Here is a 26,258-nt window from a genome sequence, read left to right on the forward strand (position 1 = left end):
AACCTTGTTACTTTCCTATTATTTCAATACTGCCCTTTTTAATATTTGCCAGCCCATAACTATGCAAACGAGAACGAGAGCCTTCTCCATAGGCTTTAGGTGGGTAATATAACTCTTTTTCTTCAGGACACTCACTAAGTACTTCATCTAACGCCGCACGTATCTCACTCAAGGTTTTTTCTAGGCTATTATTAAAATTAGGTCTTTTTCTAACCGTATGACCAAGTTCGACCAACCTATAAAAATACTTGTTAGCAAGCTCTAGAAGCTCCTCTGGCACATCTTTATTATGACTAAGCGCTACATCATCGTTATTTGTACAATACTCTACAAGTGCTAAATAAAAGCACAATGGCTTATTGGCTAAACACATTTTTTGTTTTGTATTACAACTACTTGATAATGTTTTATCATTAAGGTCAACAATAAGTATCAACGGCGTAGGCTCTGCAATTGATTGATGCTGTGCATTATTAAACTGCTTATTGCTCTGTTTAATAAACGCAAATTTCACCCAAAAACTAATCAACACACTTAATACTAAAAATATAAAATAGTAAATAAAATGACTCAATGCAAAGTGGGTTTGTTGGACGTTAAATACAACTAATACGAACCCATTACTAGTGCTCAAACTACGTATTATTTGGTGTGAGTTTACAGGTGTTACCATCTCGTTTTTTGGTGCAATAGCAACAACTTTGAGCTCGTTCGAATTAATGTAGCTGTTTAAAGTTTTAATGTAGCTGTTAACTGCATCTTTATTACCTGAATGCTTTAGCAGCTCATTCGATAAATCGAGTAATGGTAAGTCGAGTGCTATTTGCCTCTCTATCTGCGTAATTTTTTGTTTAGCTACTTGCTGGCTTTTTTGAGTTACAGAAATATAAAAGACAGACGACAAAATAAAAAACAAACTTATAATAACAAGTAATTGCTTATACTTACTCATCACCAGCCTCCTCTTTTAAGCCTACTAAGCTGGCGCCACAGCGCCAAAATGGCTGGACGTTTTGATAGTAATGCAAACTTTGATCTTTAGACATATCAAGCAAATTTTCCTGCACTGCGCATAATAAATCAGTGTTGTTTTGCTGCATTTTTAAATACCATCTTGTTCCAGAAATATTATTACTCAATGGCGTAATATAGTTTTTTGAAAAACGTTTTTCGTCGCTCTCTTTCCAAAACGAAGCAATAATATCTACTTTTCCATTAGCGAGTAAATCACGTAATTCGTTATGAGAGCTAGCATAAGTGATTTTCAAATTGGCTAAATTAATATCCAACTCTTTAAACGTTTGCTTTGGTAAAATATGTCCTGATCGGCTGGTCGGATAATCAAGCAAACCTATGCGCTTATCTAAAAAGTATTGTTTAGTGACTCGAGGTTTTTCTTTAGAAGATATAAAAAAAGCCGTGTAGTCAGAAAAACCAACAACGGGCTGGTAGTTATAGGTCGACTCTGCTTTAAAGGCTGCCATAATATTGTTTTTAGCCAAAATTAAGTCAGCAATTCCTTTACCCACAAACTCAAAGCTGTCTGCAGTTCTATACCCCCAATACCCTTTTACAGAGCCATATTGCTTAGCCACCACGTTATCAGAGCATAACTTTTGTGTTAATAACTTAGCTATTTTTTTTGATTGCGTAAAAACAATTAATTGGCCTTTGTTACTTGTTGCAGTTGTTTGACACTCTGTTGAGGTTTCGATCATAACTGGAAAGTGTAATTCATCATTGTATACACTAACTTGACCGCAAACCCACGTAACGACCAACAATAGAAACAAAAATGTAACAATTAACATTTTGTGCAACACGATATTTTTAAAATTCAAAGCAATGCCACTCAAAAATAGACGATATAGTGCATTTGAACAATTTCGCTTACTTATTACAACAAGTAATTTTACCTGTTAAACATAAACCATTGATTTAAAAGCAATGTGAATAAGAAACTATGAATTTTAATGAGTCCTTCCTATCAACACCAAAAGTAAAGACAATTGACCGCATTAGCCTGTAGCAACGCCATGAAATATTCATTAAGGAAGTTCTAATGCATAGCAATATAAAGTACTCGATATCTTCTGCGCTTTTGATTAGTGCAATATTTACAAGCACTGACTCACATGCTTGGGGTCAAAATGGCCACCGCATTGTAGGTAAAATTGCAGAATCTCATATAAGCGAAACAACTAAAGCTGCTATTAAACCTTATTTAGCTGGCGAATCTCTGGCACAAATATCAACGTGGCCTGATGAAATGCGCTCTGCTCCTGGCGAATTTTGGCAAAAAAAATCATCTCGTTGGCATTATATTAATGCGGCGCCAGGGAAATCTTTCAGCTTCAATCACGATCACACTAAAAATAAAGAATCTGTGAGTAATATCCTTGAGGGTATTCACTATTCAATGCAAACGCTCACTGATAAAAATAGCACCTTAGATGCTAAACAGTTCAGTTTACGTTTTTTAGTACATTTGGTGGGCGACAGTCACCAACCATTTCATGCTGGTCGAAGTGAAGATAGAGGCGGTAACCGTATTAAGGTTTCATTTTTTAACGAAGAAACAAATCTTCACAGCCTTTGGGATACAAAGTTAGTTGAGAACGAGAATTTATCGTTTACTGAGTACGCACAATTTATTGATACAAATAACAGCGAGTTAATTGCTGAGTATTTACAAAGCTCACCTATGACATGGGTTGAAGAATCTCATAATTTAGCCACAAAAATTTATAAATATACCAACAACGAAATTGGTTATAGCTACATATATAACAATACTCCAATTATAAAGACACGCTTACAACAAGCGGGTATTCGATTAGCTGGATTACTAAATGCCTTATTTGACCCTTCTGCAAAAGAGTTAGAAACGGCACTGAAAATGACGACTGACAAATAAACTGTATTAAATTTATATAACCTACACACGGGAAATCAACATTATGACTAAGCTTCGCCTTTCGAAATTAACTGGAGCGGTAATTTTAGCTCTAGGTGTTTCTACAAGCGCAATGGCTGCTGATACTTCATCTGCAATGCGTGGTAAAATTACAACGCCTTCAGGTGGCAGTGCTGCAAACGTTAAAATCAAAGTAATTCACCAACCAACGGGAACTATTAGCGAACTAACTACAAACGAAAGTGGTACATTTATCGCTAATGGTTTACGTGTAGGTGGTCCTTACATGGTTATCATTGATTCTGATACGTTTAACGATACCACTGTTGAAAATATATACTTGAACCTTGGTGAAACTTACCGTTTAAGCTCGCAGCTTGCTCCGCTAAACATCGAAAAGATTGAAGTGTCTGGTTATAAGATTGTTCAACAATCAGGTGGCTCTAGCAGTACATTTGGCTCTGACACTATTGAAAATATGCCAAGCTTTAATCGCGACATTAAAGATATTGCGCGCTTAAACCCACTTGCCAGTATTAATGGCAATGGCGAGCTAACGTTTGCAGGTAGTAACCCTCGTACCAACGGTTTAACAGTTGACGGTATTGGTCAAAATGATGACTTTGGCTTGAACTTTGGTGGCTACCCTACTTCTCAGCCTCCTGTAGCACTTGACGCTATTGAACAAGTTTCTGTTGATGTATCTCCTTTCTCAGCTTCTAAAGGTAACTTTGGTGGCGGTACTATTAACGCAGTAACAAAGTCTGGTACGAATGAGTTTAAATTCTCTGGCTTTTATGAAATATCTACTCCTGAGATAGCTGGCGATGTTGATAATATTGTACAAGAAGACGATCTTGATGAGCTAGGTCATAAAACTTACTCTACAAATAAAGTAGAGCCGATTAAAACTGAAGAAAGATTTGGTTTTAATGTCGGTGGAGCGATTATTGAAGATGAACTGTTTTATTTTGTTAACTATGCAGAATGGTCAAGTGAATTAGATCTAGATTACGGCTTTGACGGTTCTGGTGCTTCAAATGAATTTAATACTTCTGAAGCTAACTATAATCGTTTCATTTCTATCTTAAATAATGAATATGGCTTAACTGATTCATTAGCCGGTGCGCCAGAAGATACAAACAAAAACTTGCTTGTTAAATTAAGCTGGAACGCAAGTGATGACCATCGTTTAGATTTCACTTATCAATGGCAAGACGACCAAGATGAGCGTAATTCTAGCACGGGCGGTGATAATATAGCCTTAGTTTCAAGTACTTATGCATACGTAACTAAGTTTAATAACTTTTCATCTAAGCTTTACTCTGATTGGACTGAAAACTTTTCAACAGAAATTGGTGTGTCGTATAAAGATGTTACCTCTGATAGCGCAACTCGCTCTAACTTAGGAAGCATTACTGTTGAGGAAGACGGTCGAAATGGTCCTTCTTACAACTTTGGTACAGATCAATACCGCCATGCAAACCGTTCAGAAACACAAAACCTAACTTTTACGTTAGACGCTACGTATTTAATGGATGAGCATGAAATAAACTTTGGAGCTCAGTACGAGTCACTTCGTTTATATAACTTGTTTGCTCAAAACTCTCTTGGAACGTGGAAATTTGATAGCTTAGAAAATTTTGAAAACCGTGAAATTGGTTCTTATGATTTCTCTTATCAAAATGCTTACACTAATGATTCAGCTGATACAGCATATGATGTAAGACGTAACCAGCTAGCGCTTTACATAGAAGATACTTTTTATGTAGGTGATGATTTAGAAGTTACAGCAGGTGTTCGTTATGAGCGCTTATCATCTGATGATAAACCAACTCTAAATGAAAACTTTGCTAATACGTATGGCTTTACTAACCAAGAAAATCTTGATGGCCTAGACATTATACTTCCTCGTGTTGGCTTTAAGTACTACGTAACAGAAGCGCTTACTATTAATGGTGGTATTGGTCGTTTCCAAGGCGGCATTCCAAATGTTTGGTATAACAATTCATTCCAAAGTGATGGCATTACTTTAGTATCAGCACAAAACGATGTAATTAATGATTACTATGCAAATAACACAGCTGATATTACTCAGGTTCCTGATGAAATAAAAAATACATTAGAGCAAGGTGCTGGTAGCGTTGCGTATATCGACCCTGACTTTAAATTGCCTTCAAGCATTCGCACCCAAATAGGTTTTGAATATGAGTTTGATTCTGAACTATTAGGTGATGGCTTTAAATGGCAAGCAGAAATTGCTTACCATAAAAAAGAGAATGAAGCGGTATGGCATAATTCGTCTATTAACCCAGTAGGCTTAGCAGCGGACGGCGAACGTGTTATAAATCAAAGTATTTACAGTGGCGATAATGTTGACATAGAAATGACTAATTCATCGGATGATGGTCGTTCAATTATTATTTCAACGGGTATTGCTAAACAATGGGACAATGGCCTGTTTGTATCGGCAAGCTATGCTCACCAAGATGTTACAGAATCATCAGCAGGTTCAGCTTCTCAGGCAGAAGGTAACTATAAGCACAATATTACAGTAAATCGTAATGAAGATATTGCAGCACGTGGCTTTTACGAAGTTGAGCACAGCTTTAAAATTAACTTAGCGTATAACACTGAATTTTTTGAAGGATATGCAACCAAGTTCAATGTTTATTTTGAACGTCGTTCAGGTCGCCCATTTAGTTACACAATGAATATGTATAAAGATGAAGACTTAGGTGATACTAGCTCTTTATTCACTAATGGTGCTTACTTACCTTATATCCCTACAGGTGCTGATGATCCGAATGTAAATTGGGCTGATTCTAAAATGACTTGGGCTGAGTTAGAACCGTTATTAGAGCGTGCTGGTATATCTCAACGTGGTGGGATCTTAGGTAAAAATACAGCAACGCAACCTTGGGTTACTACAATGGACGTTAGCATTAAGCAAGAAATACCTGGCTTTGCTGAAGGTCACACTGGTGAGGTTTATCTAATGATTGATAATTTCGCAAACCTTCTAAACAGCGATTGGGGTGTAGAAAAACGCTTAGGTTACTCTAACCAAACTATTTATGACTTTGGTGGTCTTGATGATCAAGGTAGATATAAAATAGACAACAGCTTTGGCGGTGCAGATGTGCGTAATTACTCACAAATCAGTTCATCGTCATCAGCTTGGCAGGCTAAAGTTGGTATTAGCTACAAGTTTTAAGTCTTAATAGGTAAGTAATAACACATTAAGTTATTTGTTAACAAAACCCATTGCAAAATTGTAATGGGTTTTTTGTTTTTCACACCCCAATTTCACATGTTTGTCATAAAGCCCACGTAATATATACCCCGATATAGAGTTATTGCTCAAAAAAACACTCAAATAGACAAAAATAGTACTATTTATTAAAAATATATTGCAGTTGTATTTTATTTGTAACGAATAAATAAGGTACACTAGTAACGGATTTTGAATAAATGAACTTTAACTGTTTATTTTGAAAAATTTTAAAATAAAAATATAAAAATTTAATTAATAACTACACGGGAAAATTAAATGAAAACTCAATTACGCAAAACAGCTCTTTCACTTGCTATTGCAGCATGTGTTGGTGTAAGTGGCGCTGCAATGGCTAACGAAACGACCTCTGCAATTAAAGGTCAAGTAATGGGGCCTAACGGCAACCCAGCAGCCGGCACTAAAGTAACAATTTTACACGTACCTTCTGGATCAGTAAAAACAACTGAAGTAAATGACGCTGGTTATTTCACAGCTAAAGGCCTGCGAGTTGGCGGTCCTTATAAAGTAATTGTTGATTCAGATGTATATGCAGACCAAGAATTCAATAACATTATTCTTAATATTGGTAACGATTACCCAGTAAACGTTTCTCTTGAGTCACAATCAAGCATGGAACAAATCGTAGTTTCTGGCGCGCCAATTAGCTCTATGTCTGGCGGTACTGGTCCGGCGTCTACTTTCACACTTACAGATCTAGAGAATCAGCCTGCTATTAACCGTGATTTAAAAGATATCATTCGTGTTGATCCACGAGTAGCAATAGATGATAGCCGCGGCACTATTAACTGTGGTGGCGGTAATCCAAAATTTAATAGTTTAACGCTAGACGGCGTTCGTATGAACGATAACTTCGGCTTAAGCTCAAATGGTTACCCTACTATTCGCGCACCTTTTTCTTTTGATTCAATTGAGCAAGTAGCTGTAGAACTTGCACCATTTGATGTTCAGTACGGTGGATTTACAGCGTGTAACATCAATGCTGTAACTAAATCTGGCGGCAACGAAATTCATGGTGGCGTGTTTTTCGATTACACAAATGATTCAATGAAAGGTGATAAAATTGAAGGCGAAGACGTTGATAACGGTAGTTATAATGAAAAACGCTACGGTTTTAATGTTGGCTTACCTCTAATTAAAGATTCATTATTTTTATATACTTCATATGAAAAGCTAGAAGGGGTAGCACAATTCAATTATGACCCTTTAGGTTCAAGTGTTTCTGAAAGCGACTTAGCTCGTATCCAACAAATTTCACAAAATGTGTATGGTTATGATGCAGGTACCACTCCTTCGAGTGCACCTGTAGAAGATGAAAAAATATTAATTAAATTAGATTGGAACATTAACGATTCTCACCGTGCTAACTTAGTTTATAACTATAATGACGGCTTTACATTATCTCAATCAGATACTGGTTCAACTCGCCTATCGTTAGATAGTCACTTTTATGAGCAAGGTGCAGAATTTACTTCAATCATCGGTTCATTATACTCAGACTGGAATGACGATTTTTCAACTGAAGTTCGTTTAGGTAAATCGGAACTAGATGCACGTGTTGAATCACTTGATGCTGCAAGCAGCTTTGGTGAATTCCAAGTAAACACATCGGATGGAGGTCGAGTATATTTAGGTCCAGATGATTCTCGTCAATCAAACGATTTAAATTACGATACAACTACATTTAAACTTGCTGGTACTTACTACCTTGACCAGCACACGATAACAGCTGGTTACGAGTATGAAGAGCTAGAAGTATTTAACCAATTCGTTCAACACACGCAAGGTGAATGGAGTTTTGCAAGTATTGATGATTACGAAGCAGGAATTGCAAGTGCAATTTTCTACAATAATGCCGCAGGTACGAATAATGCTGCAGATGCCGGCGCTAGCTTCTCATATGCTCAACATACTTTTTATATTCAAGATGAATATAGCTTCTCAGACATTGATGCATCACTAACGTTTGGTCTTCGTTACGACAGTTACACTAGCGATGACAAGCCTACTTTAAATGAAAACTATACTGCACGTTATGGTTTCAGTAACCAATCAACATTTGATGGTGTGGATTTAGTTCAACCACGTATTGGCTTTGAATGGTATGCAACTGATGCACTTGAAGTTCGCGCAGGTTTGGGCTTATTTTCAGGTGGTAATCCGAATGTGTGGTTATCTAACTCATATTCAAACGACGGCATCACAAATATTAGCGCAAATCAGTTTGGATCTATTGATTTATTTGCTACACCAAATGTGAATGGTGGAAAACCAGGTTTTGATGTACCACAATCACAGTTTGATAAAGTAGCTAACACAGTAATCGGTTCTGGAGATAGCTTTACGAACGCCGTAGCTTCTGATTTTGAAATCCCATCGGAATGGAAATATTCAGTAGGGGCTACTTATACAACAGAAGACGAATATGTAATCTCATTAGATTATCTCTACACCAAAAAGCGTGATGCAGCAACGTTAATGGACCAAGCCCTTACTGACAGTGGTACTACTACTTTTGATGGTCGTCCAATTTTAACCTCTATTGAAGGACGTGACGGTGATTTACTTTTAACAAATGTTAATGGTGACAGTGGTGAAACTTCAATTATCTCTGCAGCTGTAAGCAAAGCATTCGATAACGGTATTAAAGTACAACTATCATATGCTTATACAGATGCTGATGATGTTAACCCAATGACAAGTTCAACAGCGAGCTCTAACTACGGTAACTTGGCAACGTCTAACCCGTTAGATCCTGGTGTATCTTCATCAGATTATGAAATACCTCATCGCTTTACATTAAACCTTGCTTACACACATGAATTTATCGATGGATATAGCACTCGCTTTAATTTATTTGGTGAAGCATACAAAGGCTTGCCTTACAGCTTCACATTTAATGGTAACGATGAAGATACATTTGGTGATTTTAATTCAAATGATTCTCGCCAACTACTTTATGTACCGTTAGTAAACGATCCTAACGTTGTTTATAACATGTCAGCAGATGAGATTAATGAATTTAATGAGTTCATTGCATCTGAAGGATTAAAACGTGGTGAAATTTCAGGTCGTAACGCGCAAAACTCTGATTGGTTTGTTAAGTTTAACTTTAAGCTAACTCAAGAAGTACCTGGGTTCATGGATGGCCATAAAGGTGAAGCATTCTTCGTAATCGATAACTTAACTAATATGTTAAACGATGATTGGGGTGTACTGAAAAAAGGTCCTTTCGTTGGTGCTCGTATGATTTCAACAGATATTGATGACCAAGGCCGTTACGTTTATTCAAACTTTAACGGGAATAACGCAAGCACCACAACTCAACGTGATGCATCTCTTTGGGAAATGCGTGTAGGTGTTCGTTACACTTTCTAATTTAGAACTGTAGCCTAAAACATCTTTTAAAAGCCTACTTTGGTGGGCTTTTTTATGCCTTTAATTTGTTATTTAACTTTTCAAAAATACCCACTAACACTTCGTATTCTTCGTTGGTTAAAGTATTCAGTAATTGTTTTTCCCAATTCAGTGCATCGGGTGCTATTTGCTCATATAAGTTTTGCCCTGCTTTGCTCAGTACAAGTAAGGCCGCGCGTTTATCTTGTGCATTTAACTCACTTTTCACTAAACCTTTATCTATTAAAACTTTTACCGCACGCGACACTGTCGACTTGTCCATATTTGCTTGCGTGCATAAATCCTTTGCGTTGCTCTGACCATACTGCGCTAAATTAGCAAGTATTCGCCACTGCGGAATATTTAAACCGTATTTAGTTTGATAAACCTCGGCAAAGTCATTACTTACACGTGTTGCTACATTCGTTAATTGATAAGGTAAAAACGTTGCTAAATCAATTTTCATTTTTAGTTATCCCAGCTTTATAAGGCTTACTTTAGTGTTCATTAATATTTACACGGATGCGTAGTTGCACATTTGATATTAGTCTCACTTGAGAGTATCTTAACTGAAATAAAAATAATATTAAACCAACCCCCTCTCACAGGAGTCAGTAATGGCGACACAATTAAGTTATATGACCGGTTTTGGTAATGAATTTGAAACACAAGCGCTACCCGGTGCACTGCCAATAGGACAATTTAGCCCACAAAAAGTTAAATACGATTTATACACAGAGCAATTTAGTTCGACTGCATTTACGGCTCCTCGCGCTTCAAATCGTCGCACTTGGTTTTACCGCCTTCGTCCGTCTGTAGTGCAAGGTGATTACCAAGCAATTGATAACGGCCTAATAAGAACAGCCCCAATCACTGAAGCCGTAACACCACCAACAATGCTACGTTGGAATCCTATTGATATGCCTTCACAGCCTACTGATTTTATTGATGGGTTAGTAACTATGGCAGCTAATGGCAGTGCTAATGGGCAATCTGGTATTGGCATTCATGTATATGTCGCTAATCAGTCAATGCAAGGGCGTTACTTTTGTAATGCCGATGGCGAAATGTTGTTTGTCCCTCAGCAAGGTGAGTTATTAATTCACACCGAGTGCGGTAAGTTAAGCATTAAACCGGGTGAAATTGCTGTAGTTCCCAGAGGAATTAAGTTCTCTGTTGACTTAATTGATAATACAGCCCGTGGTTATATTTGTGAAAATTATGGCCATGCGTTAGAGCTTGCAGAGCGAGGACCTGTTGGTGCAAACGGTTATGCCAACGACAGAGACTTTCAATACCCTGTAGCGGCCTTTGAAGATAAAGAGGGTGACTTTGAGCTTGTTTCTAAATTTAACGGTAATTTATTTAGCTGTGAAATTAAGCACTCTCCTTTTGATGTGGTTGCATGGACGGGTAATAGTGCGCCCTATAAATACGACTTATCGCGTTTCAATGTAATGAATACAGTGAGCTTTGATCACCCCGACCCATCTATATTCACTGTGCTAACCTCTCCTTCGGCTACTGAGGGTATGGCAAATGTCGATTTTGTGATATTTCCACCGCGTTGGATGGTAGCCGAAAATACATTTCGCCCGCCGTATTATCACCGCAATATTATGAGTGAATTTATGGGCTTGATTGAAGGTGTGTATGATGCAAAAGAGCACGGTTTTGTACCTGGTGGCGCAAGTTTACACAATTGTATGTCGCCACATGGACCTGAAGCCGACGTATTTGAAAAAGCCTCAAACGCTGAGCTTACACCACAAAAATACGAAAACACACTGGCCTTTATGTTTGAGTCGCGCTATATAATTTCACCGACAAAATATGCATTAGAAGGTAAAGAGCGCCAACCAAATTACACCGATTGCTGGCGTACTATTAAAAAACAATTTACAGGTTCACAGGATTAATTATGAAATTATACAGCTACTTTCGCTCATCAGCGGCTTATAGAGTGCGTATAGCGCTTAACTTAAAAGCAATCGATCATGAACTTGCTATTGTTAACCTTTTAAAATCGGAGCAGCTTGGGGAAGAATACTTAGCGACTAATCCGCAAGGGTTACTGCCGGCACTTGAAACCGATGATGGTGTTTTAGCACAATCGCTTGCAATACTGGAATGGCTAGATGAAACTTATCCGCAATCGCCATTAATTACTGGGACTGCGTGGCAAAAGTCGCAAATAAGAAACTTAAGCTTTGCCATTGCTTGCGATATTCATCCTGTTAATAATTTACGCGTGCTGAAGTATTTATCAAACGAATTAGGTGTTGATGACGAGACTAAAAATAAATGGTATCGACATTGGATAGAAGTGGGTTTTGAAAAAATAGAATTGATGCTAAACGAAAATAATGACTACTGTTTTGGTGACCAACCAACACTTGCTGACATTTGTTTAGTGCCGCAAGTATTTAATGCAATTCGTTTTAACGTAGATATGAGCGCTTATCCAAAAATTGCAGCCATTTACGAGCATTGTAATAAATTAGCTGCATTTAATGACGCTGCACCGCAAAATCAACCCGATGCAAATTAAGCTAATTTAGATTAACTTTGTAGCGCGCTATGAATAACCGTAACGTGCTCAATTAAATCTAAGCCCAGATCAGTTAAATATCCGCCATCTGGGCTATCTATGATCCCTTTTTCAAATAAACGTTGCGCTGCGCTAAGTAAGCTTGGCTCTGCGTCTGAATGTAATTTAATACCCTGCATTTTACTGTCGCGAGGAAACTTTGCTAATAGTGTGAATTCTTCGATCATTGTTTGATTAAATTGCATTGTGTGCACCTTTTTATTTGAATCCAAGTTGTTCTGTGAGTAACTAAGTTTATAATTAAAATCACTTTGTGTACTTTACACTAGCACGTTTTTTAGCTTAATGTATTATTTTTAACCCTCCCTATTTAAAGGCCTCTAATGCGTAACTTTTTAATTCTATGCTTTTGTTTTAGCAGCTTATCGTATTCAATACTTAGTGAAGCAACAACTCTTAAAACCCATTCAATTATTGATGCAAACCAGTTTGTAAATGAAGAATCTAACTGTTGGTACGACAACAAACGCTATAGCGAAGGCGCATTAATACAAATTCACTCATTTACACTTTTGTGCGGTGCTAAAACACTCCAGCACAGTAACAGCCAACTCATTTGGCTTAAAATAGATAAACAGGGTAATGCTATTTACCCAACAGCTCCTAAAACAATCACTGTGAATTAGCGCTAAAAGCTGATTTGAGCTACAATGCATGCAGTTTAAATAAGTAGTATGGCTATGAATAATCAACCTAAAAACCCTTTACATGGGGTAACATTAGAACAAATACTTGTTGAGTTAGAGCAACGACTTGGCTGGAGAACACTTGGCGAGCAAGTAAAAATTAAATGTTTTACTGATCAACCCAGCATTAAATCGAGTTTAAAGTTTTTGCGTAAAACGCCTTGGGCTCGCGATAAAGTGGAAGCACTTTATATTCACACTATAAATAACAAACCTATTCGTAGACCAAAAAGTGCACCAAGAGAAACATCTTCTCAAGCGCCGGATACAACAGGGTTTGTTTGGCCATCAATTAAAAAATGATGTAAAAAAGGAGCTAATTTAGCTCCTTTTTTGATTATAACTTGCGCGATTTATTGCTCTTTGCAAATCACATTTAATGAAGCCGGCTCAATAGTAATAACTAGTTTTTGAGCGGTTTTAACTTCACCATCTAGTACGTACTTAAGCTCTCCTTCGCCTGTAACCTCTACTCTTTTGGCATTTGTATGATGAGAGTTTATAGCTAAATGTGTTTGCGTTAAGCTACTAAACATCAGCTCTGCAATACTTAGTACTGTGGTTGAATCTTCATTATTTGGTGTTAACCAATTTATATCGAGTAGACCGTCACTATGATCAGGTTGCCCGCCACCTTGAGCCAATAACGTTGTAAAAGGCGCAGCATTGGCTACAATAAAACTATTAGTACATATTTCTTTTGGCTCATTATCATCGAGTTTTACTTTAAGTAACTGCGATTTTTGCTCGCCAAACGCTTCAAAAAAACCATTTAAATAGGCAAGTTGCCCCGACTTATTTTTCGACTCTCTATCTGCTTTTTCTATCATTGATTGCTCAAAACCAATACCCGCGAGCAGTAGTACTAATTCATTATTACAATAAGCAGTATCTATTATGCTTGTTTGACCATCTATAATTAAGTCACAAGCCTGTTCAACAGGAATAAATTTAGAGGTAATACCCATCAATACATGCGCAAGGGCGTTTGCAGTCCCCATAGGGATGATGCCTAGTTTACATTGTGTATTTACAAGTACGCTTGCAACTTCGGCCACCGTACCATCTCCCCCGCATGCGATAATAATATCCGGATTTTGCGCAATTTCCTGTTTAGCCAGCTCAATACCGTTAACTTCTTTTGTAGTAGTGAGTACTTTCAGATCGTAATAGTCCGATAGCCGCGCAACAATTAAGTGCTCTTTTTCTTCCCATAATCGTGTACCAGATACAGGGTTTGCAATTAAAACTGCTTTGTTTTTAATCAGCAGCTCACCTTTTTTATGACGCTTAGCTAAATGACGAAGCTGATGCTTATTTAAGTTTGCGGTTTCGCGGGTTTCTTTTATTTGTGCAAGTACTTCATGTACATCTGCATTTTTGTTTTGACTCAATAAATAAGCCGCCATTACAAAAACAGACCGCCCACGGCCTAAAGCACAATGTACAACTACGCGACGGTTTTCTTTAATATGATGATGTATCCAATTAATAGCCTGATTTAACTGAGAATGGGTAGGAATACTATGATCGAGCACCGGAATGTTTAAGTAATTTATATTCTCTTGTGTTGAACTCCACTCGAGTCCGTCGAATTCACACGTAACGTCTAAAATTGCAGTAATTCCGTTATCTTTTAATGTGTCTATGTCTGAGGGAAATAATCGGCAAGCTAAAAATAGGTTCTCATTTATTTTTTGAATTGGCGGCACTTTATCGTGCTTACGTGACCAGGCATTATAAATTTGCACACCAAATAAAAATGGCACAAACGCCCACCGTATATAAAATGGGATCACCCCATTTTCACGTTTTCTAAATATTTTTGCTGTATTAAAAATATATGCGGTACTCACTAATAAAAGTGACAGCGCAGTCCAATAAAAAACAATAGCAAAGTAAACAGAGTTTACTTCCCAACCAATAAAAATAAGTAGTAATGCTAAAAGTGAATAACCAATTGCAGCCCACATAGTCTCTCCTTTGTGTAAATAATTCCGATTTTCTAATTTTAATTTAAACGGCTTTATGTACTCTTTTGCAAATATCACGCCATATAAATGGCATTTTAAATTCAAATTAAAATCATAAGCTATTGATATATAATGTTAATAATAAAATAAATTTAAGTGCAATCTGCTCTTTGTGCATTTTTTACAAACATGTGAATAAATTATACTTACACGTCTAAATTTCAAACACTGATCGGTTATTGCTTGTACTAACGTATAAAGCAGCTAATCTAAAAAGCAATTAAATTTTTTGCATCCAAATCACACTCTCAACCGTTTACTCAATGATAATAAGAAAAACAGGACCCCTATGGATAACGATGATTTACTCCCTCTTCTGTGCGCAACAGCACAAGGAGACAAAAATGCTTTCTCAAGTTTATATCAACAAACTAGCGGCAAACTTTTTGCTATTAGTTTAAATATGCTCACTAACAGAGCTTATGCGGAAGAAGCACTACAAGACGCTTTTATAAAAATTTGGCATAACGCATCTGAATATAACGCCTCTAAAGGCACCGTTATTAGTTGGATGATAAGTATAGTTAGGTATAGAAGCCTTGACTCACTGCGCTATCACAAAGTACGAAAAGAGCAGTCGTTAGGCGATGACGAATATGAAAATGAAAATGAAAGTATCGACGTTAATTACGATGAAGAAACGAAACTGGTTAATTGTATCGAACAACTTGAACCTCAACAAAAACAAGCTATTCACTTAGCTTATTACAAGGGGCTGAGTCATAGCGAGTTAGTGGATCATATAGAGACGCCATTAGGTACAGTTAAAAGCTGGATCAGGCGTGGGCTTATGCAGCTACAAAGGTGTTTAACATTATGAATTATAATAAACCCGAACTATTAGACGCGCTTGCTGGGCAGTACGTGCTTGGCACACTTAGAGGGCTTGCCCGTAAGCGTTTTCAGCGTCTGTTACTTAGTTCAAATCAAGCACGTGAAGCAACAAGTCTATGGGAGCAAAACCTAAACAACTTAGCGAGTGCTATTACACCGCAAACGCCACGTGACGAGGTATGGGTAAATATACTACAGCGTATTGAAAACAGGCCACAAACAAGTAAAACAGTCATACATACTAAGCCTTCAATTTGGCGTACATGGTCTTTTGTGGCAACTGCTGCGTGTATTGTTTTAGCCTTTTTGGTTATTCAACCTAGTACCAATGTTATGCACACTCAACAAATTGCTTTGGTTCAAAATCAAGATAAACAATCATTATGGTTTATTAATGTTAACGAGCAAGGACTCTCAATTAAAGCCAGTAGCCAATTGGTTGCCCAAACTAATAAAGATTATGAGTTGTGGATGATTTTAAAAGGGCAAGATGCACCTATTTCACTGGGTTTACTTCCCAAGCAAGGCAGTAAAATATTATTTAAAGATAACCTCTTTAACGCAAGTGATATCGCATTGTTAGCAGTGAGCTTAGAACCTATTGGTGGCTCACCAAATGGTTCTCCTACTGAAGTACTTTACACCACAGAGCTAGTACTTTTATAACCCTACTATTATGACTAAAGTTGGCTGTTTACTTAAAGCAGCCAACCTTCTCTAAAACTTTTTTAACAAAAAATAAAAATAATTTAACTTTTTTGCATCCAATTTAAATCCTGCCCCGTTATTAGCTATGACTTCAATCAAAACTAAAGGACAAAGTCATGAAAGCTTTAACTCCATCAATACTCGCAGTAGTAATATGTAGTACGTTTGTAAGTGCACCAAGTGAAGCATCAAGCCACAGAGAAGCGCCAAATATAAGCCGTTTCCCTACTTTAGATTCAACCGATTTTTATGTATTTAATAGTTACGAGCAAGGTCGTGATGATTTTGTAACATTAATTGCTAACTATATCCCGCTGCAAGACGCCTACGGCGGTCCTAATTACTTTGCAATGGACCCAGATGCCACCTACAGCATTCATATAGATAACGACGGCGATGCTGTTGAAGATATTACATTTGCGTTTAACTTTAAAAGCATGCTTCCTAACGATAACCAAGGTGTGCAATTAACTGTTGGACCTGAAGGTAATCAACGCACCGTGTCTGTACCGCTTAAAAATGTAGGCGGTGTATCTGCCGGTGATGACAGTGCTGCAAATTTTAGCGAATCATACACAATAAGCATGATTAGTGGCGCGCAGCGTACTGGCGAAACAAGGGTATTAAACAACACAGCATCAAACTCAAGTACATTTTCTAAACCACTTGATTATGTGGGCAATAAAACATTTGGTTCAATGAGCGATTACCAAACTTACGCTGACCAATTTGTGTATCAGGTTTCAATTCCTAACTGTGAAAGCATGGCACAAGTTTTTGTAGGACAACGTAAAGACCCATTTGTAGTTAACCTAGGTAAAACATTTGATTTAGTTAACTATGTACCTGTAGAGGGTGATAGCGCCCCTGGTGCTGGTGACGGCGGTGGTTTTCCAGGTGGTATAACACAATCAGCTGATAACGACGACCTTGCAGATAAAAACGTAACGTCAATCGCTATCGAAATTCCTAAAAGCTGTGTTGTAGGTGAAGGAAATGGCGTAATAGGTTCGTGGACAACAGCAAGCCTACCTCAAGCTCGCGTATTAAACCCTAATGCTAAATTTGCTAATAACGCCGTTAATGGTGGTGCTTTAACACAAGTTTCACGCTTGGGTAGCCCGCTTGTAAACGAGCTTGTAATTGGCATTAAAGACAAAGACACATTCTCTACTGCTCACCCTAAAGATGATGCACAATTTTTAGATTATGTATCTCATCCAGCACTACCTGAGTTATTAAACATTTTGTTTAAAGATGCTGTTAATACGACCCTTGGCGCAAACTTAGAAACACTGGCACCCACAAACTTCCCGCGTACTGATTTAATCACTGCATTTTTAACAGGTTTTGCAGGCGTTAATCAACAAGCTACGGTAACACCTTCAGAAATGCTACGTTTAAATACAGGCATTGCAGCAACAGCGCAAGCTGATCAATCTGCATTTGGTGTAGCGGGTAATGATTTAGCCGGCTTCCCAAATGGTCGTCGCCCGGGTGATGATGTGGTTGATATTGCACTTCGTGTTGTGATGGGTCGTTTATGTCATCCTATTCCTGTAAATGGTGAAGGCACTGATTTAGGACTTTGTGCACCAGAGGATGCTAATACAGGCACAGTGCCATTTACAGACGGTGCACCTATTGATGCAACAATGATGGATTCATCATTCCCATACCTTGCAACACCGCTTGCTGGCTCTAAATAAGGAGTAAAATAATGCGTAATTTAAAAACTACCCATATTTGTGTTCTCCTCAGTGCATTAACATTGGGAGCATGTAGTAGCGATGATGATAAAAAACAGCCTACACCGGTTGTAAACACAGCGCCTACAGCAAGTGATGCAATGCTAACTACACAAACTGAAGTAAGCATTACCGATATGCTTAGCGCAACCGACAATGATGGCGATTCACTGACTTACTCATTAACAAGTGAGCCAACTCTTGGAACTGTTACCCTTAATAGCGATGGTAACTTTACCTATACACCGAATAAAGAAGTGACAGGTTCAGATAGTTTTATGTTTGGTGTAAGTGATGGCGTTAATTCGCAAGTAACTGCAACAGTGAACATTACAATTGACGCACTACAAGTCGACTTTGCTCAATTTGCAACCGATGCATTTAATCAAGCCCCAAATGCAGAGCCGTTAACTGTTAACGGTCGGGTGTTTACAAACACCGATACCGATGTTGATGGATTGATTTCAACAAACGGTAAATAAATTAGCAACTAAACAAGTAATTAAGCTGACAGGCCATGGATGGCTTTTTTCAAAGGATATTTATAATGCATTTATCAATTTTTAAGTCCGTCGCATTTATTACTTTATGCCTAACACCCCTTGCGTTAAGCGCTGCGCCTTTTACCCCAAAAGATGATGCAGTTATTGCTAAAAGTAATTCAACGCTTAGTGCTTCCCTCTCTGTTGACGAAATAAATACATTAGTCACTAACAGCCAATATGCCGGCCAAACAGAGCGCTTACAGGGGCTACTTAAAACCCGTTTAGCCCAGCTATATAAACAAACACCCTCATCTCAAATTGGTTACTTATATGCTCGCGTTTTACAAAAAGAGCACCTTTTCAACGAAGCCATTGATATTGCTAACAACGTTTTGATTGGAGAGCCAAAACATAGTAATAGCCATTTATTGCTAGCCAATATATTTATGACTCAAGGTAAGTTCGCACAAGCAAAAAAACACTGCGTAGCCTTAATTGGGCAAGTAAGCACTATTACTGCTAGCACCTGTGTACTCGATGTACAAAGCCAACAAGAAAGCGTTTTAGACAGCTACCAAGCATTAGTAAAAATTATAAATAATAATCAAACTAGCCTAGCTACAAACCATGTTTTAAGTGAAATGAGCTACCGTTTAAATAACTACAAACAAGCTATGTCTCACTTACAAAGTGTAGATTTAGTTCAAGCCCCTGTGAGCCTTATTGTTTTATGGGCCGATATTCAAATTGCTCTAAATCAACCACAACAAGTATTAAACACATTAAGCGTACTGCTTCCTGATAAAAGTAATTTAGAGGATGCTATTTTGCTAAGACTTTCAATCGCAGAAAAAAAACTAAATAAACGCGATAAAAAATGGCAAAATACAATAGCGCAAAGAGTTACACTACGAGAGCTTCGCAAAGATTCTTTTCATGCAAGTGACTTAGCTAAATATTACCTTGATGTACAACCAAATCGCGAAAAAGCACTTTACTGGGCTCATATTAATTGGCAGCAGGCTAAAATGAGCACCGATGAGCAATTACTTATTCAAGCAAAAGCGATGCAACGAGATACACTATGAAAACGCCTTATCTATTTATACTCACTTTAATGCTGTGCATTTTTTCAACTTACAGCTTTGCCCATCAACTAAGTACAAGTTATATAACCTTAAATAGCGAGAACAATAACGACACCAACAAAAACCAATACACGGGTACTTGGCAAATTAATATAGCCGACTTAGAGCACGCAGTGCCTCTGGATTTAGATAAAAACGGGCAAATTTCGTGGGCAGAAATAAAAGCAAAACGCAGCTCAATTAATAACTTCATTGAAGAAAATTTAAATATCACGCAAAACGCGCAATCATGCCTTTTAAAAAGTGAAGGTATCTATCAGCTAGATAACCATTTTAACCAGCCTTATTTGGTGATTCCGTTGCTGTTTAGCTGTGATGACAATGAAGCAATCTCCCTTTCCTATTCTGCTTTTTTTAATACCGATGCCAATCATAAATCCATCGTAAATATAAACGGTGTATCTCGTGTATTTAATATCAACGAGGCACAACAAACGTTCAGCTTTGAGCAAACAAGTTATTTAAGTACGTTTAATCAATACGTGTATCAGGGTGTTTTACATATTTGGATTGGTATTGATCATATTTTATTTTTAATCGCCCTGTTACTTACCTGTGTTTTAAAACGCAGCGATAAAGCATGGCAAGGTATTAGCTCTAAAAAACAAATTATTAAACACACAGCATGGATAGTAACCGCGTTTACGCTTGCGCACTCTATTACGCTTACCGCAACAGCTATGAACCTTGTATCACCAAATAGCCGCTGGGTAGAGCTTGGAATTGCTATATCGGTTTTATTTGCAGCATTAAATAATGTGTGGCCGTTGGTACTTCGTTTAGGTTGGCTTACTTTTGCTTTTGGTTTACTACATGGGATGGGATTTGCGAGCGTACTTGGCGAGCTTGGCTTGTCGAGCGACTATCAGCTGCTTAGTATATTGGCGTTTAATTTAGGCGTCGAAATCGGTCAACTTAGTATCTTACTAGTAGCCTTACCAATACTCATTTATGTACGACACTACACTTGGTATAAAAAGTGGTTAATGCCAATGGGCTCCGTTGCTATCGTAATCATTGCACTTCAGTGGTCAATCGAGCGCTTTTAAATAGACTAAAATAAAAAAGCTAGCCAAAGTATTGGCTAGCTTACTTTTGGTTATTTATTTTGAGCGTTACTGGGCTTCATCAAATGGCATCAGTAATGTTTTCATCGCAGGGCGAAGCGCTATTAGTACCGTTTCTTCGGTTAGCTCAGGGTAGAGTAACTTTCTGAGTAATAACCCCGCCATCATCGAAAAAATAACGTTAATTCGGCTTTCAAGTTCAAGCTCATCAATGTCTTTGAGCGCACTTCGCTCGCTTGTTAAAAGCTGTCTCATGCGCCCGCGTGCTTGAGTATCCATATCACGTAGCAATGAAGCTACTTTAACATTTCGACCTGCTTCAGCCATCATATCTAAGTCAACTACACATGCCCCTGTGTCCATGTGCCTTTGAACACCAATGTTTAAGCCATCTAAAAGAGCTCCTAAAACATCACCAGGGTGATCTTCAAACTGTTGGAAGATAGAAAACATTTCTTCCATGTCTTTTTCAATAATGCTTTCTATAATGGCTTCTTTACTTTCAAAGTAATTATAAATATGGCCTGCACTCATCCCTGCCGTTTTAGATATTTCAGCCATACCTGCACCGTGATAACCTTTTCGGCGAAAACACTCTGCAGCAGCTGTTAATATTTGCTCACGCCTAGCAAGTGCTATCGCGGGATCTGTTTGCCTTTTTGCTTTAGGCTTCATGTTCAACTCCACTACCAAGTCATAAACTCAGTAAAGCAAGAGCTATAAATAGTCTCGCTATATAAATATGTAATGCGGCTTTAAAAGCCGCAAATATTATTTCTCTTCCTGAGCTGTTTCACTGGTTACGTTCCATCCGCCACCAAGCGCTTTGTACAGATTAATTTGGCTTGCAAGATACGCTTGCTGACCCGAAATTAATTGTTGCTGAGCGCCGTACCACGTACGCTGAGCATCAAGTACTTGCAAGTAGCTATCTGCGCCTTTTTCGTAACGCATTTTTGATAAATCAAACGTGATTTGTCGGCTACTTATAAGCATATCAAGGGCACTTAATTGCTCTTGGTAACCTTCTCTGTCAGCAAGTGCATCGGCAACTTCGCGAAACGCATTTTGAATTTTTTGCTGATAAGTAGCCACTGCAATTTCTTGATCAGCTTTTGCTACATCAAGATTTGCTTGGTTACGTCCCATATTAAAAATAGGTAAGCTAATTGACGGCACAAAACTCCATGTACCTGAGCCTGAATCAAACAAGCCACTTAAATCACTTGAAGCAGATCCGGCATTGGCTGTTAAGCTAATACTTGGATAAAACGCCGCACGTGCAATACCAATATTGGCATTTGCAGCAAGCATTAAATGCTCAGCGGCTTTAATATCAGGGCGTTGCGATAACAGGTCAGACGGTAAACCAACCGGCACTTCTGGCATGCTGATCAAGTTAGTCAGGTCTTTACTAGGCAGTAAATCAGCTGAAACAGATTTACCCACTAATAAATCTAGGGCACTTTTATCACGCTTTAACAAACGCTTGTACGTTGCTATGTCTACTTTTGCTGTAGCAACTGTACTTCTAAGCTGCTCAAGGGTAATTGAAGAAGTTGCACCTAAATCAAAGCTTTTTTGCGTAAGCGATAATGACTCTTGCTGAGAGGTAAGCGTTTCTTTTGCAAGCTCTAGCAGTTGCAAATCAGTTGCATAATTTAGCCACGCATTTGCCAACTCTGAAATTAAAGACACCTGCGTGCTGTATTGACTAAGCTCTGTAGAGTATAAGTTTTGCAGTGCTTGCGCTGATTGGTTACTTACCTTGCCCCAAATATCTAACTCGTAAGAGGTAATACCCACTGTTGCACTGTATTGCGAGCTAATAGCTGCATCGCCAGTACCTGATAAGTCAGCCGGTAAACGCTGGCGCGTACCTGAGGCATTTAAATCAAGGGATGGATACAAAGCAGAGTCTTCAATTTGATATAAACCACGCACACGCTGCACATTAAGCACTGCAATTTGCATGTCTTTGTTATGCTCAAGGCTTTGACTAATTAACGTTTGTAGTTTTTCGTCATTAAAAAACTGCTGCCAATTTAATTGCTGCGCAGCGCTTTGCCCAGTATCTGATGCATAAGCATCAGATACTGGTAGAGCAAGGTCTTTTTGCTCTGGCGCTAATTGGCAACCACTTAGCACCAATAAAGCAATTGCACTTAGGCTGAATGTTTTAATGCTCATTCTGCGCTCTCCTTCGTTGTCTCTTTAGCTTTGCCAGGAAATACACGGCGTACTAACACAAAGAATAACGGAACAAAAACAACAACTAATATTGATGATGCAAGTGTGCCGCCAATAATCGAAATACCTAACGCATTTTGCGCACCAGAACCCGCGCTTGAGGCAATAGCAAGCGGTAAAACACCACAAATAAAGGCCATCGAAGTCATAAGTATTGGACGCAAACGAAGGCGAACAGCAGCAATAGCCGCATCAACTAAGCCAAGCCCTTCTTCCATTTTATGAATCGCAAACTCTACAATCAGTATCGCATTTTTAGATGCCAAACCAATGGTGGTCAACAAGCCTACCTGCAAGTAAATATCGTTAGATAAGCCACCGCCAAGCGCTGCCATAATTGCACCAAATATACCCAGTGGCACAATCATCATTACCGCAAACGGTACCGACCAACTTTCATAAAGCGCGGCTAAACATAAAAATACAAACAACAGCGATAAGCCATATAGTAGAGGTGCTTGACCGCTACTAGAGCGCTCTTGGAATGAAATACCGGTCCACTCAGACGAAATACCATTTGGTAATTGTTTAACTAAGCGCTCCATTTCATCCATTGCTTGGCCTGTACTGTAACCTGGCGCTGCACTACCTTGAATTTCCATTGCTGAAAAACCATTGTAACGCTCTAAACGCGGCGAACCATACGTCCAGTAGGCACTAGCAAACGCTGAAAACGGCACCATATCGCCATTATCATTGCGTACATACCACTTATTTAGATCCTCAGGCACCATGCGAGATTGTGCATCACCTTGCATATACACTTTTTTCACTCGACCACGGTCAATAAAGTCATTCACATAACTACTACCCCATGCTGTCGAAAGTGTACTGTTAATATCGTTTTGCGACACACCAAGCGCTTCGGCTTTTGCAAGGTCTGTATCAAGTTGTAGCTCTGGCATATCTTCTTGTCCATTTGGACGTACGCCCGCTAAAATTGGACTTTGGCTTGCTAAGCCTAATAACTGATTTCGTGCAGCTAAAAGTGCGTCATGGCCAAGGCCTACACGGTCTTGTAAGAAAATATTGAAGCCATTAGCGGTTCCCAGTTCAACAATTGCAGGTGGCGGAAAGGCAAAAACAAATGCTTCTTTTATCGTTGAAAAGTAGCCCATCGCTTTACCTGCAACACCTTGAACAGATAACTCGTCACGCTGACGCTCATCCCAATGTTTAAGATTTACAAAGGCAATTGCTGAGTTTTGGCCAGAACCTGCAAAACTAAAACCAGTCACGGTAAAAATACCGTTTACTGCTTCAGATTGATCGTTTAAAAAGTGGTTTTCTACCTTTTTAACAACCTCAAGCGTTTGTTGTGTTGTAGAACCCGCTGGTAATGATACTTGGTTAAACAAAATACCTTGGTCTTCGTCAGGCAAAAATGCCGTTGGCAAGCTTGAGAATACATAAACCATACCGCCCACAATCACGCCATAAATAAGTAAGTAGCGTTTAGAGTGAGTAAGCATGCGCCCTACAAAGCTTTGTGCACCTGAATTTGTTTTATCAAAACCACGGTTAAAGCCTGTAAAAAACCGGCCAAACAACGTGTCATTGTTATGTACATGGCTTGGTTTTAAAAGCGTTGCACATAATGCTGGCGTTAAAATAAGAGCCACTAAAACAGATAACCCCATCGCCGATACGAGTGTTATAGAAAACTGACGATAAATTATACCGGTAGAGCCACTAAAGAATGCCATTGGAATAAATACCGCAGAAAGCACCATGGCAATACCTACCAGCGCGCCTTTAATTTCATCCATAGATTTACGTGTAGCTTCAAGTGCCGAGAGTTTTTCCTCGGTCATTAAACGCTCAACATTTTCTACAACAACAATTGCATCATCTACCAATAAGCCTATGGCAAGTACCATCGCAAACATCGTTAGCGTATTTATTGAATAACCAAAGGTGTATAAAATACCAAATGTACCTAGTAAAACCACAGGTACGGCAATAGTTGGAATAAGCGTTGCCCTAAAGTTTTGTAGGAACAAATACATAACCACAAAAACAAGTACAACAGCTTCAATTAATGTATGAATAACTTTTTCAATAGATAACGATACAAACGGTGTTGTATCGTAAGGTATTACGGCATCTAACCCCTCAGGGAAAAACGGTTTTAGCTCTTCAATTGCTTTTTTAACGCCCTCTGCGGTATCAAGTGCGTTAGCGCCACTGGCTAATTTAATACCTAAACCTGATGCAGGTTGCCCATCGTAACGAGCTACAACGCGATAGCTTTCACCGCCAAGCTCTACTTTAGCAACGTCCTCTAGACGTACAAAAGAGCCATCTGGATTGGTTTTAACTAATATTTGTTTAAATTGCTCTGGCGTTTGTAATCGGCTTTGCGCCGTTACTGTTGCATTAAGTTGCTGACCATCAACGGCAGGCATACCGCCAAGTTGACCGGCAGATACTTGTGCATTTTGCGCACTAATTGATGCACTAATATCAGCAGGTGTAAGCTTATAATTTTGTAACTTTGCAGGGTCTAACCAAATACGCATCGCGTACTGAGAACCAAACAGTTGTACTTCACCTACGCCTTCAACACGCGAGACAATATCTTGCACGTTTGATGAAACATAATCGCCAATATCAATATTGGTCATGCTGCCATCTTTAGACACAAATGCATAAACCATTAAAAAGTTACGCGCTGATTTTGCAACTACAACACCCTGCCTTTGTACGGCTTCTGGTAAAAGTGGAGTCGCTGTCGCTAGTTTATTTTGCACTTGAACTTGTGCAATATCAGGGTCTGTTTCGGCGCTAAACGAAAGTGTAAGTGTAGCAGAACCACTCGACTCAGACGTAGATGACATATAAAGCAAGCCATCAAGGCCTTTCATTTTTTGCTCAATAACTTGCGTTACCGTATCTTCAAGTGTACGTGCAGATGCACCAGGGTACGTTGCTGTAATACTTACTGCAGGCGGTGCAATTGAAGGATACTGCGAAATAGGTAAGCTCCTAATCGCCAAAATACCTGCAAGCATCACTACAATAGCGAGTACCCAAGCAAATATCGGTCTATCGATAAAAAATCGTGACATTAAAACTCT

21 protein-coding genes are annotated in these 26,258 nt (G+C 38.6%); 13 read left to right on the forward strand and 8 right to left on the reverse strand.

Annotated features, from left to right (window positions below; all coding sequences use genetic code 11):
* Nucleotides 1–7: 7 nt before the first annotated feature.
* Together I6E85_RS00225 and I6E85_RS00230 are read right to left on the reverse strand one after the other, a co-directional pair.
* Nucleotides 8–952, reverse strand: coding sequence for a hypothetical protein (locus I6E85_RS00225; RefSeq protein ID WP_197236441.1), 945 nt, complete (start codon nucleotides 950–952; stop codon nucleotides 8–10).
* A complete protein-coding gene (locus tag I6E85_RS00230) occupies nucleotides 945–1,811 on the reverse strand; it encodes a hypothetical protein (protein WP_029751213.1) in 867 nt (288 codons plus the stop codon). The genes I6E85_RS00225 and I6E85_RS00230 overlap by 8 nt, the downstream gene beginning before the upstream one ends.
* A gap of 251 nt (nucleotides 1,812–2,062) precedes the next feature.
* Here I6E85_RS00230 and I6E85_RS00235 point away from each other — a divergent pair, with 251 nt between their 5' ends.
* The 3 genes from I6E85_RS00235 (at nucleotide 2,063) to I6E85_RS00245 (ending at nucleotide 9,590) form a co-directional block, all read left to right on the forward strand.
* On the forward strand, nucleotides 2,063–2,917 hold the full coding sequence (locus I6E85_RS00235; RefSeq protein WP_197236442.1) for a S1/P1 nuclease: 855 nt from the start codon (nucleotides 2,063–2,065) through the stop codon (nucleotides 2,915–2,917).
* A 43-nt stretch (nucleotides 2,918–2,960) separates the two neighbouring features.
* The gene (locus I6E85_RS00240) at nucleotides 2,961–6,134 is read left to right on the forward strand and encodes a TonB-dependent receptor (protein ID WP_024607515.1); all 3,174 of its coding nucleotides are present in this window, start codon (nucleotides 2,961–2,963) and stop codon (nucleotides 6,132–6,134) included.
* Nucleotides 6,135–6,470: 336 nt separating this feature from the next.
* On the forward strand, nucleotides 6,471–9,590 hold the full coding sequence (locus I6E85_RS00245; protein WP_024591816.1) for a TonB-dependent receptor: 3,120 nt from the start codon (nucleotides 6,471–6,473) through the stop codon (nucleotides 9,588–9,590).
* Nucleotides 9,591–9,642: 52 nt separating this feature from the next.
* Here I6E85_RS00245 and I6E85_RS00250 read toward each other — a convergent pair whose 3' ends face one another.
* Nucleotides 9,643–10,074 carry a MarR family winged helix-turn-helix transcriptional regulator gene (locus tag I6E85_RS00250; protein ID WP_024591817.1) on the reverse strand — a complete coding sequence of 144 codons (432 nt, stop codon included), beginning with the start codon at nucleotides 10,072–10,074 and terminating at the stop codon, nucleotides 9,643–9,645.
* A gap of 151 nt (nucleotides 10,075–10,225) precedes the next feature.
* Here I6E85_RS00250 and hmgA point away from each other — a divergent pair, with 151 nt between their 5' ends.
* Both hmgA and maiA read left to right on the forward strand, forming a co-directional pair.
* Nucleotides 10,226–11,527 carry a homogentisate 1,2-dioxygenase gene (gene hmgA / locus I6E85_RS00255; RefSeq protein ID WP_024591818.1) on the forward strand — a complete coding sequence of 434 codons (1,302 nt, stop codon included), beginning with the start codon at nucleotides 10,226–10,228 and terminating at the stop codon, nucleotides 11,525–11,527.
* A gap of 2 nt (nucleotides 11,528–11,529) precedes the next feature.
* The gene (maiA, locus tag I6E85_RS00260) at nucleotides 11,530–12,159 is read left to right on the forward strand and encodes a maleylacetoacetate isomerase (protein ID WP_197236443.1); all 630 of its coding nucleotides are present in this window, start codon (nucleotides 11,530–11,532) and stop codon (nucleotides 12,157–12,159) included.
* An 11-nt stretch (nucleotides 12,160–12,170) separates the two neighbouring features.
* Here maiA and I6E85_RS00265 read toward each other — a convergent pair whose 3' ends face one another.
* Complete coding sequence (locus I6E85_RS00265; RefSeq protein ID WP_007375551.1) at nucleotides 12,171–12,404, reverse strand: TIGR02647 family protein; 234 nt, start codon at nucleotides 12,402–12,404, stop codon at nucleotides 12,171–12,173.
* 138 nt (nucleotides 12,405–12,542) lie between these two features.
* Here I6E85_RS00265 and I6E85_RS00270 point away from each other — a divergent pair, with 138 nt between their 5' ends.
* Together I6E85_RS00270 and I6E85_RS00275 are read left to right on the forward strand one after the other, a co-directional pair.
* Nucleotides 12,543–12,845: a DUF1496 domain-containing protein gene (locus tag I6E85_RS00270; RefSeq protein ID WP_101217044.1), complete on the forward strand. Its 303-nt coding sequence runs from the start codon at nucleotides 12,543–12,545 to the stop codon at nucleotides 12,843–12,845.
* Nucleotides 12,846–12,899: 54 nt separating this feature from the next.
* Nucleotides 12,900–13,208 (forward strand): VF530 family DNA-binding protein, encoded by a 309-nt coding sequence (locus I6E85_RS00275; protein ID WP_024591820.1) that lies wholly within the window; start codon nucleotides 12,900–12,902, stop codon nucleotides 13,206–13,208.
* A gap of 50 nt (nucleotides 13,209–13,258) precedes the next feature.
* On the opposite strand, the gene I6E85_RS00280 is transcribed toward I6E85_RS00275, so the two are convergent.
* Nucleotides 13,259–14,878, reverse strand: coding sequence for a diacylglycerol kinase family protein (locus I6E85_RS00280; protein WP_197236444.1), 1,620 nt, complete (start codon nucleotides 14,876–14,878; stop codon nucleotides 13,259–13,261).
* 349 nt (nucleotides 14,879–15,227) lie between these two features.
* Here I6E85_RS00280 and I6E85_RS00285 point away from each other — a divergent pair, with 349 nt between their 5' ends.
* The 6 genes from I6E85_RS00285 to I6E85_RS00310 all read left to right on the forward strand — a co-directional run bounded on the left by I6E85_RS00285 (nucleotide 15,228) and on the right by I6E85_RS00310 (nucleotide 20,910).
* Entirely contained in the window at nucleotides 15,228–15,758 is a 531-nt protein-coding gene (locus I6E85_RS00285; protein WP_197173712.1) for a sigma-70 family RNA polymerase sigma factor, read from the forward strand.
* Nucleotides 15,755–16,438, forward strand: coding sequence for an anti-sigma factor (locus I6E85_RS00290; protein WP_197236445.1), 684 nt, complete (start codon nucleotides 15,755–15,757; stop codon nucleotides 16,436–16,438). Before I6E85_RS00285 ends, I6E85_RS00290 begins: the two co-directional genes overlap by 4 nt.
* 158 nt (nucleotides 16,439–16,596) lie before the next feature.
* Nucleotides 16,597–18,189: a DUF4331 domain-containing protein gene (locus I6E85_RS00295; RefSeq protein WP_197236446.1), complete on the forward strand. Its 1,593-nt coding sequence runs from the start codon at nucleotides 16,597–16,599 to the stop codon at nucleotides 18,187–18,189.
* Between the two features lie 11 nt (nucleotides 18,190–18,200).
* Entirely contained in the window at nucleotides 18,201–18,710 is a 510-nt protein-coding gene (locus tag I6E85_RS00300) for an Ig-like domain-containing protein (RefSeq protein ID WP_024591825.1), read from the forward strand.
* Nucleotides 18,711–18,775: 65 nt separating this feature from the next.
* Nucleotides 18,776–19,801, forward strand: coding sequence for a hypothetical protein (locus I6E85_RS00305; protein WP_197236447.1), 1,026 nt, complete (start codon nucleotides 18,776–18,778; stop codon nucleotides 19,799–19,801).
* The gene (locus tag I6E85_RS00310; RefSeq protein WP_024591827.1) at nucleotides 19,798–20,910 is read left to right on the forward strand and encodes a HupE/UreJ family protein; all 1,113 of its coding nucleotides are present in this window, start codon (nucleotides 19,798–19,800) and stop codon (nucleotides 20,908–20,910) included. Before I6E85_RS00305 ends, I6E85_RS00310 begins: the two co-directional genes overlap by 4 nt.
* 66 nt (nucleotides 20,911–20,976) lie before the next feature.
* Here I6E85_RS00310 and I6E85_RS00315 read toward each other — a convergent pair whose 3' ends face one another.
* The 3 genes from I6E85_RS00315 to I6E85_RS00325 form a co-directional block, all read right to left on the reverse strand.
* A complete protein-coding gene (locus I6E85_RS00315) occupies nucleotides 20,977–21,603 on the reverse strand; it encodes a TetR/AcrR family transcriptional regulator (protein ID WP_197236448.1) in 627 nt (208 codons plus the stop codon).
* A 96-nt stretch (nucleotides 21,604–21,699) separates the two neighbouring features.
* A complete protein-coding gene (locus I6E85_RS00320; RefSeq protein ID WP_024591829.1) occupies nucleotides 21,700–23,118 on the reverse strand; it encodes an efflux transporter outer membrane subunit in 1,419 nt (472 codons plus the stop codon).
* A complete protein-coding gene (locus I6E85_RS00325) occupies nucleotides 23,115–26,249 on the reverse strand; it encodes an efflux RND transporter permease subunit (RefSeq protein ID WP_024591830.1) in 3,135 nt (1,044 codons plus the stop codon). Before I6E85_RS00325 ends, I6E85_RS00320 begins: the two co-directional genes overlap by 4 nt.
* Nucleotides 26,250–26,258 lie beyond the last annotated feature (9 nt).

It is taken from the genome of Pseudoalteromonas sp. NZS71 (assembly GCF_015864715.1).
GTDB lineage: Bacteria > Pseudomonadota > Gammaproteobacteria > Enterobacterales > Alteromonadaceae > Pseudoalteromonas > Pseudoalteromonas arctica.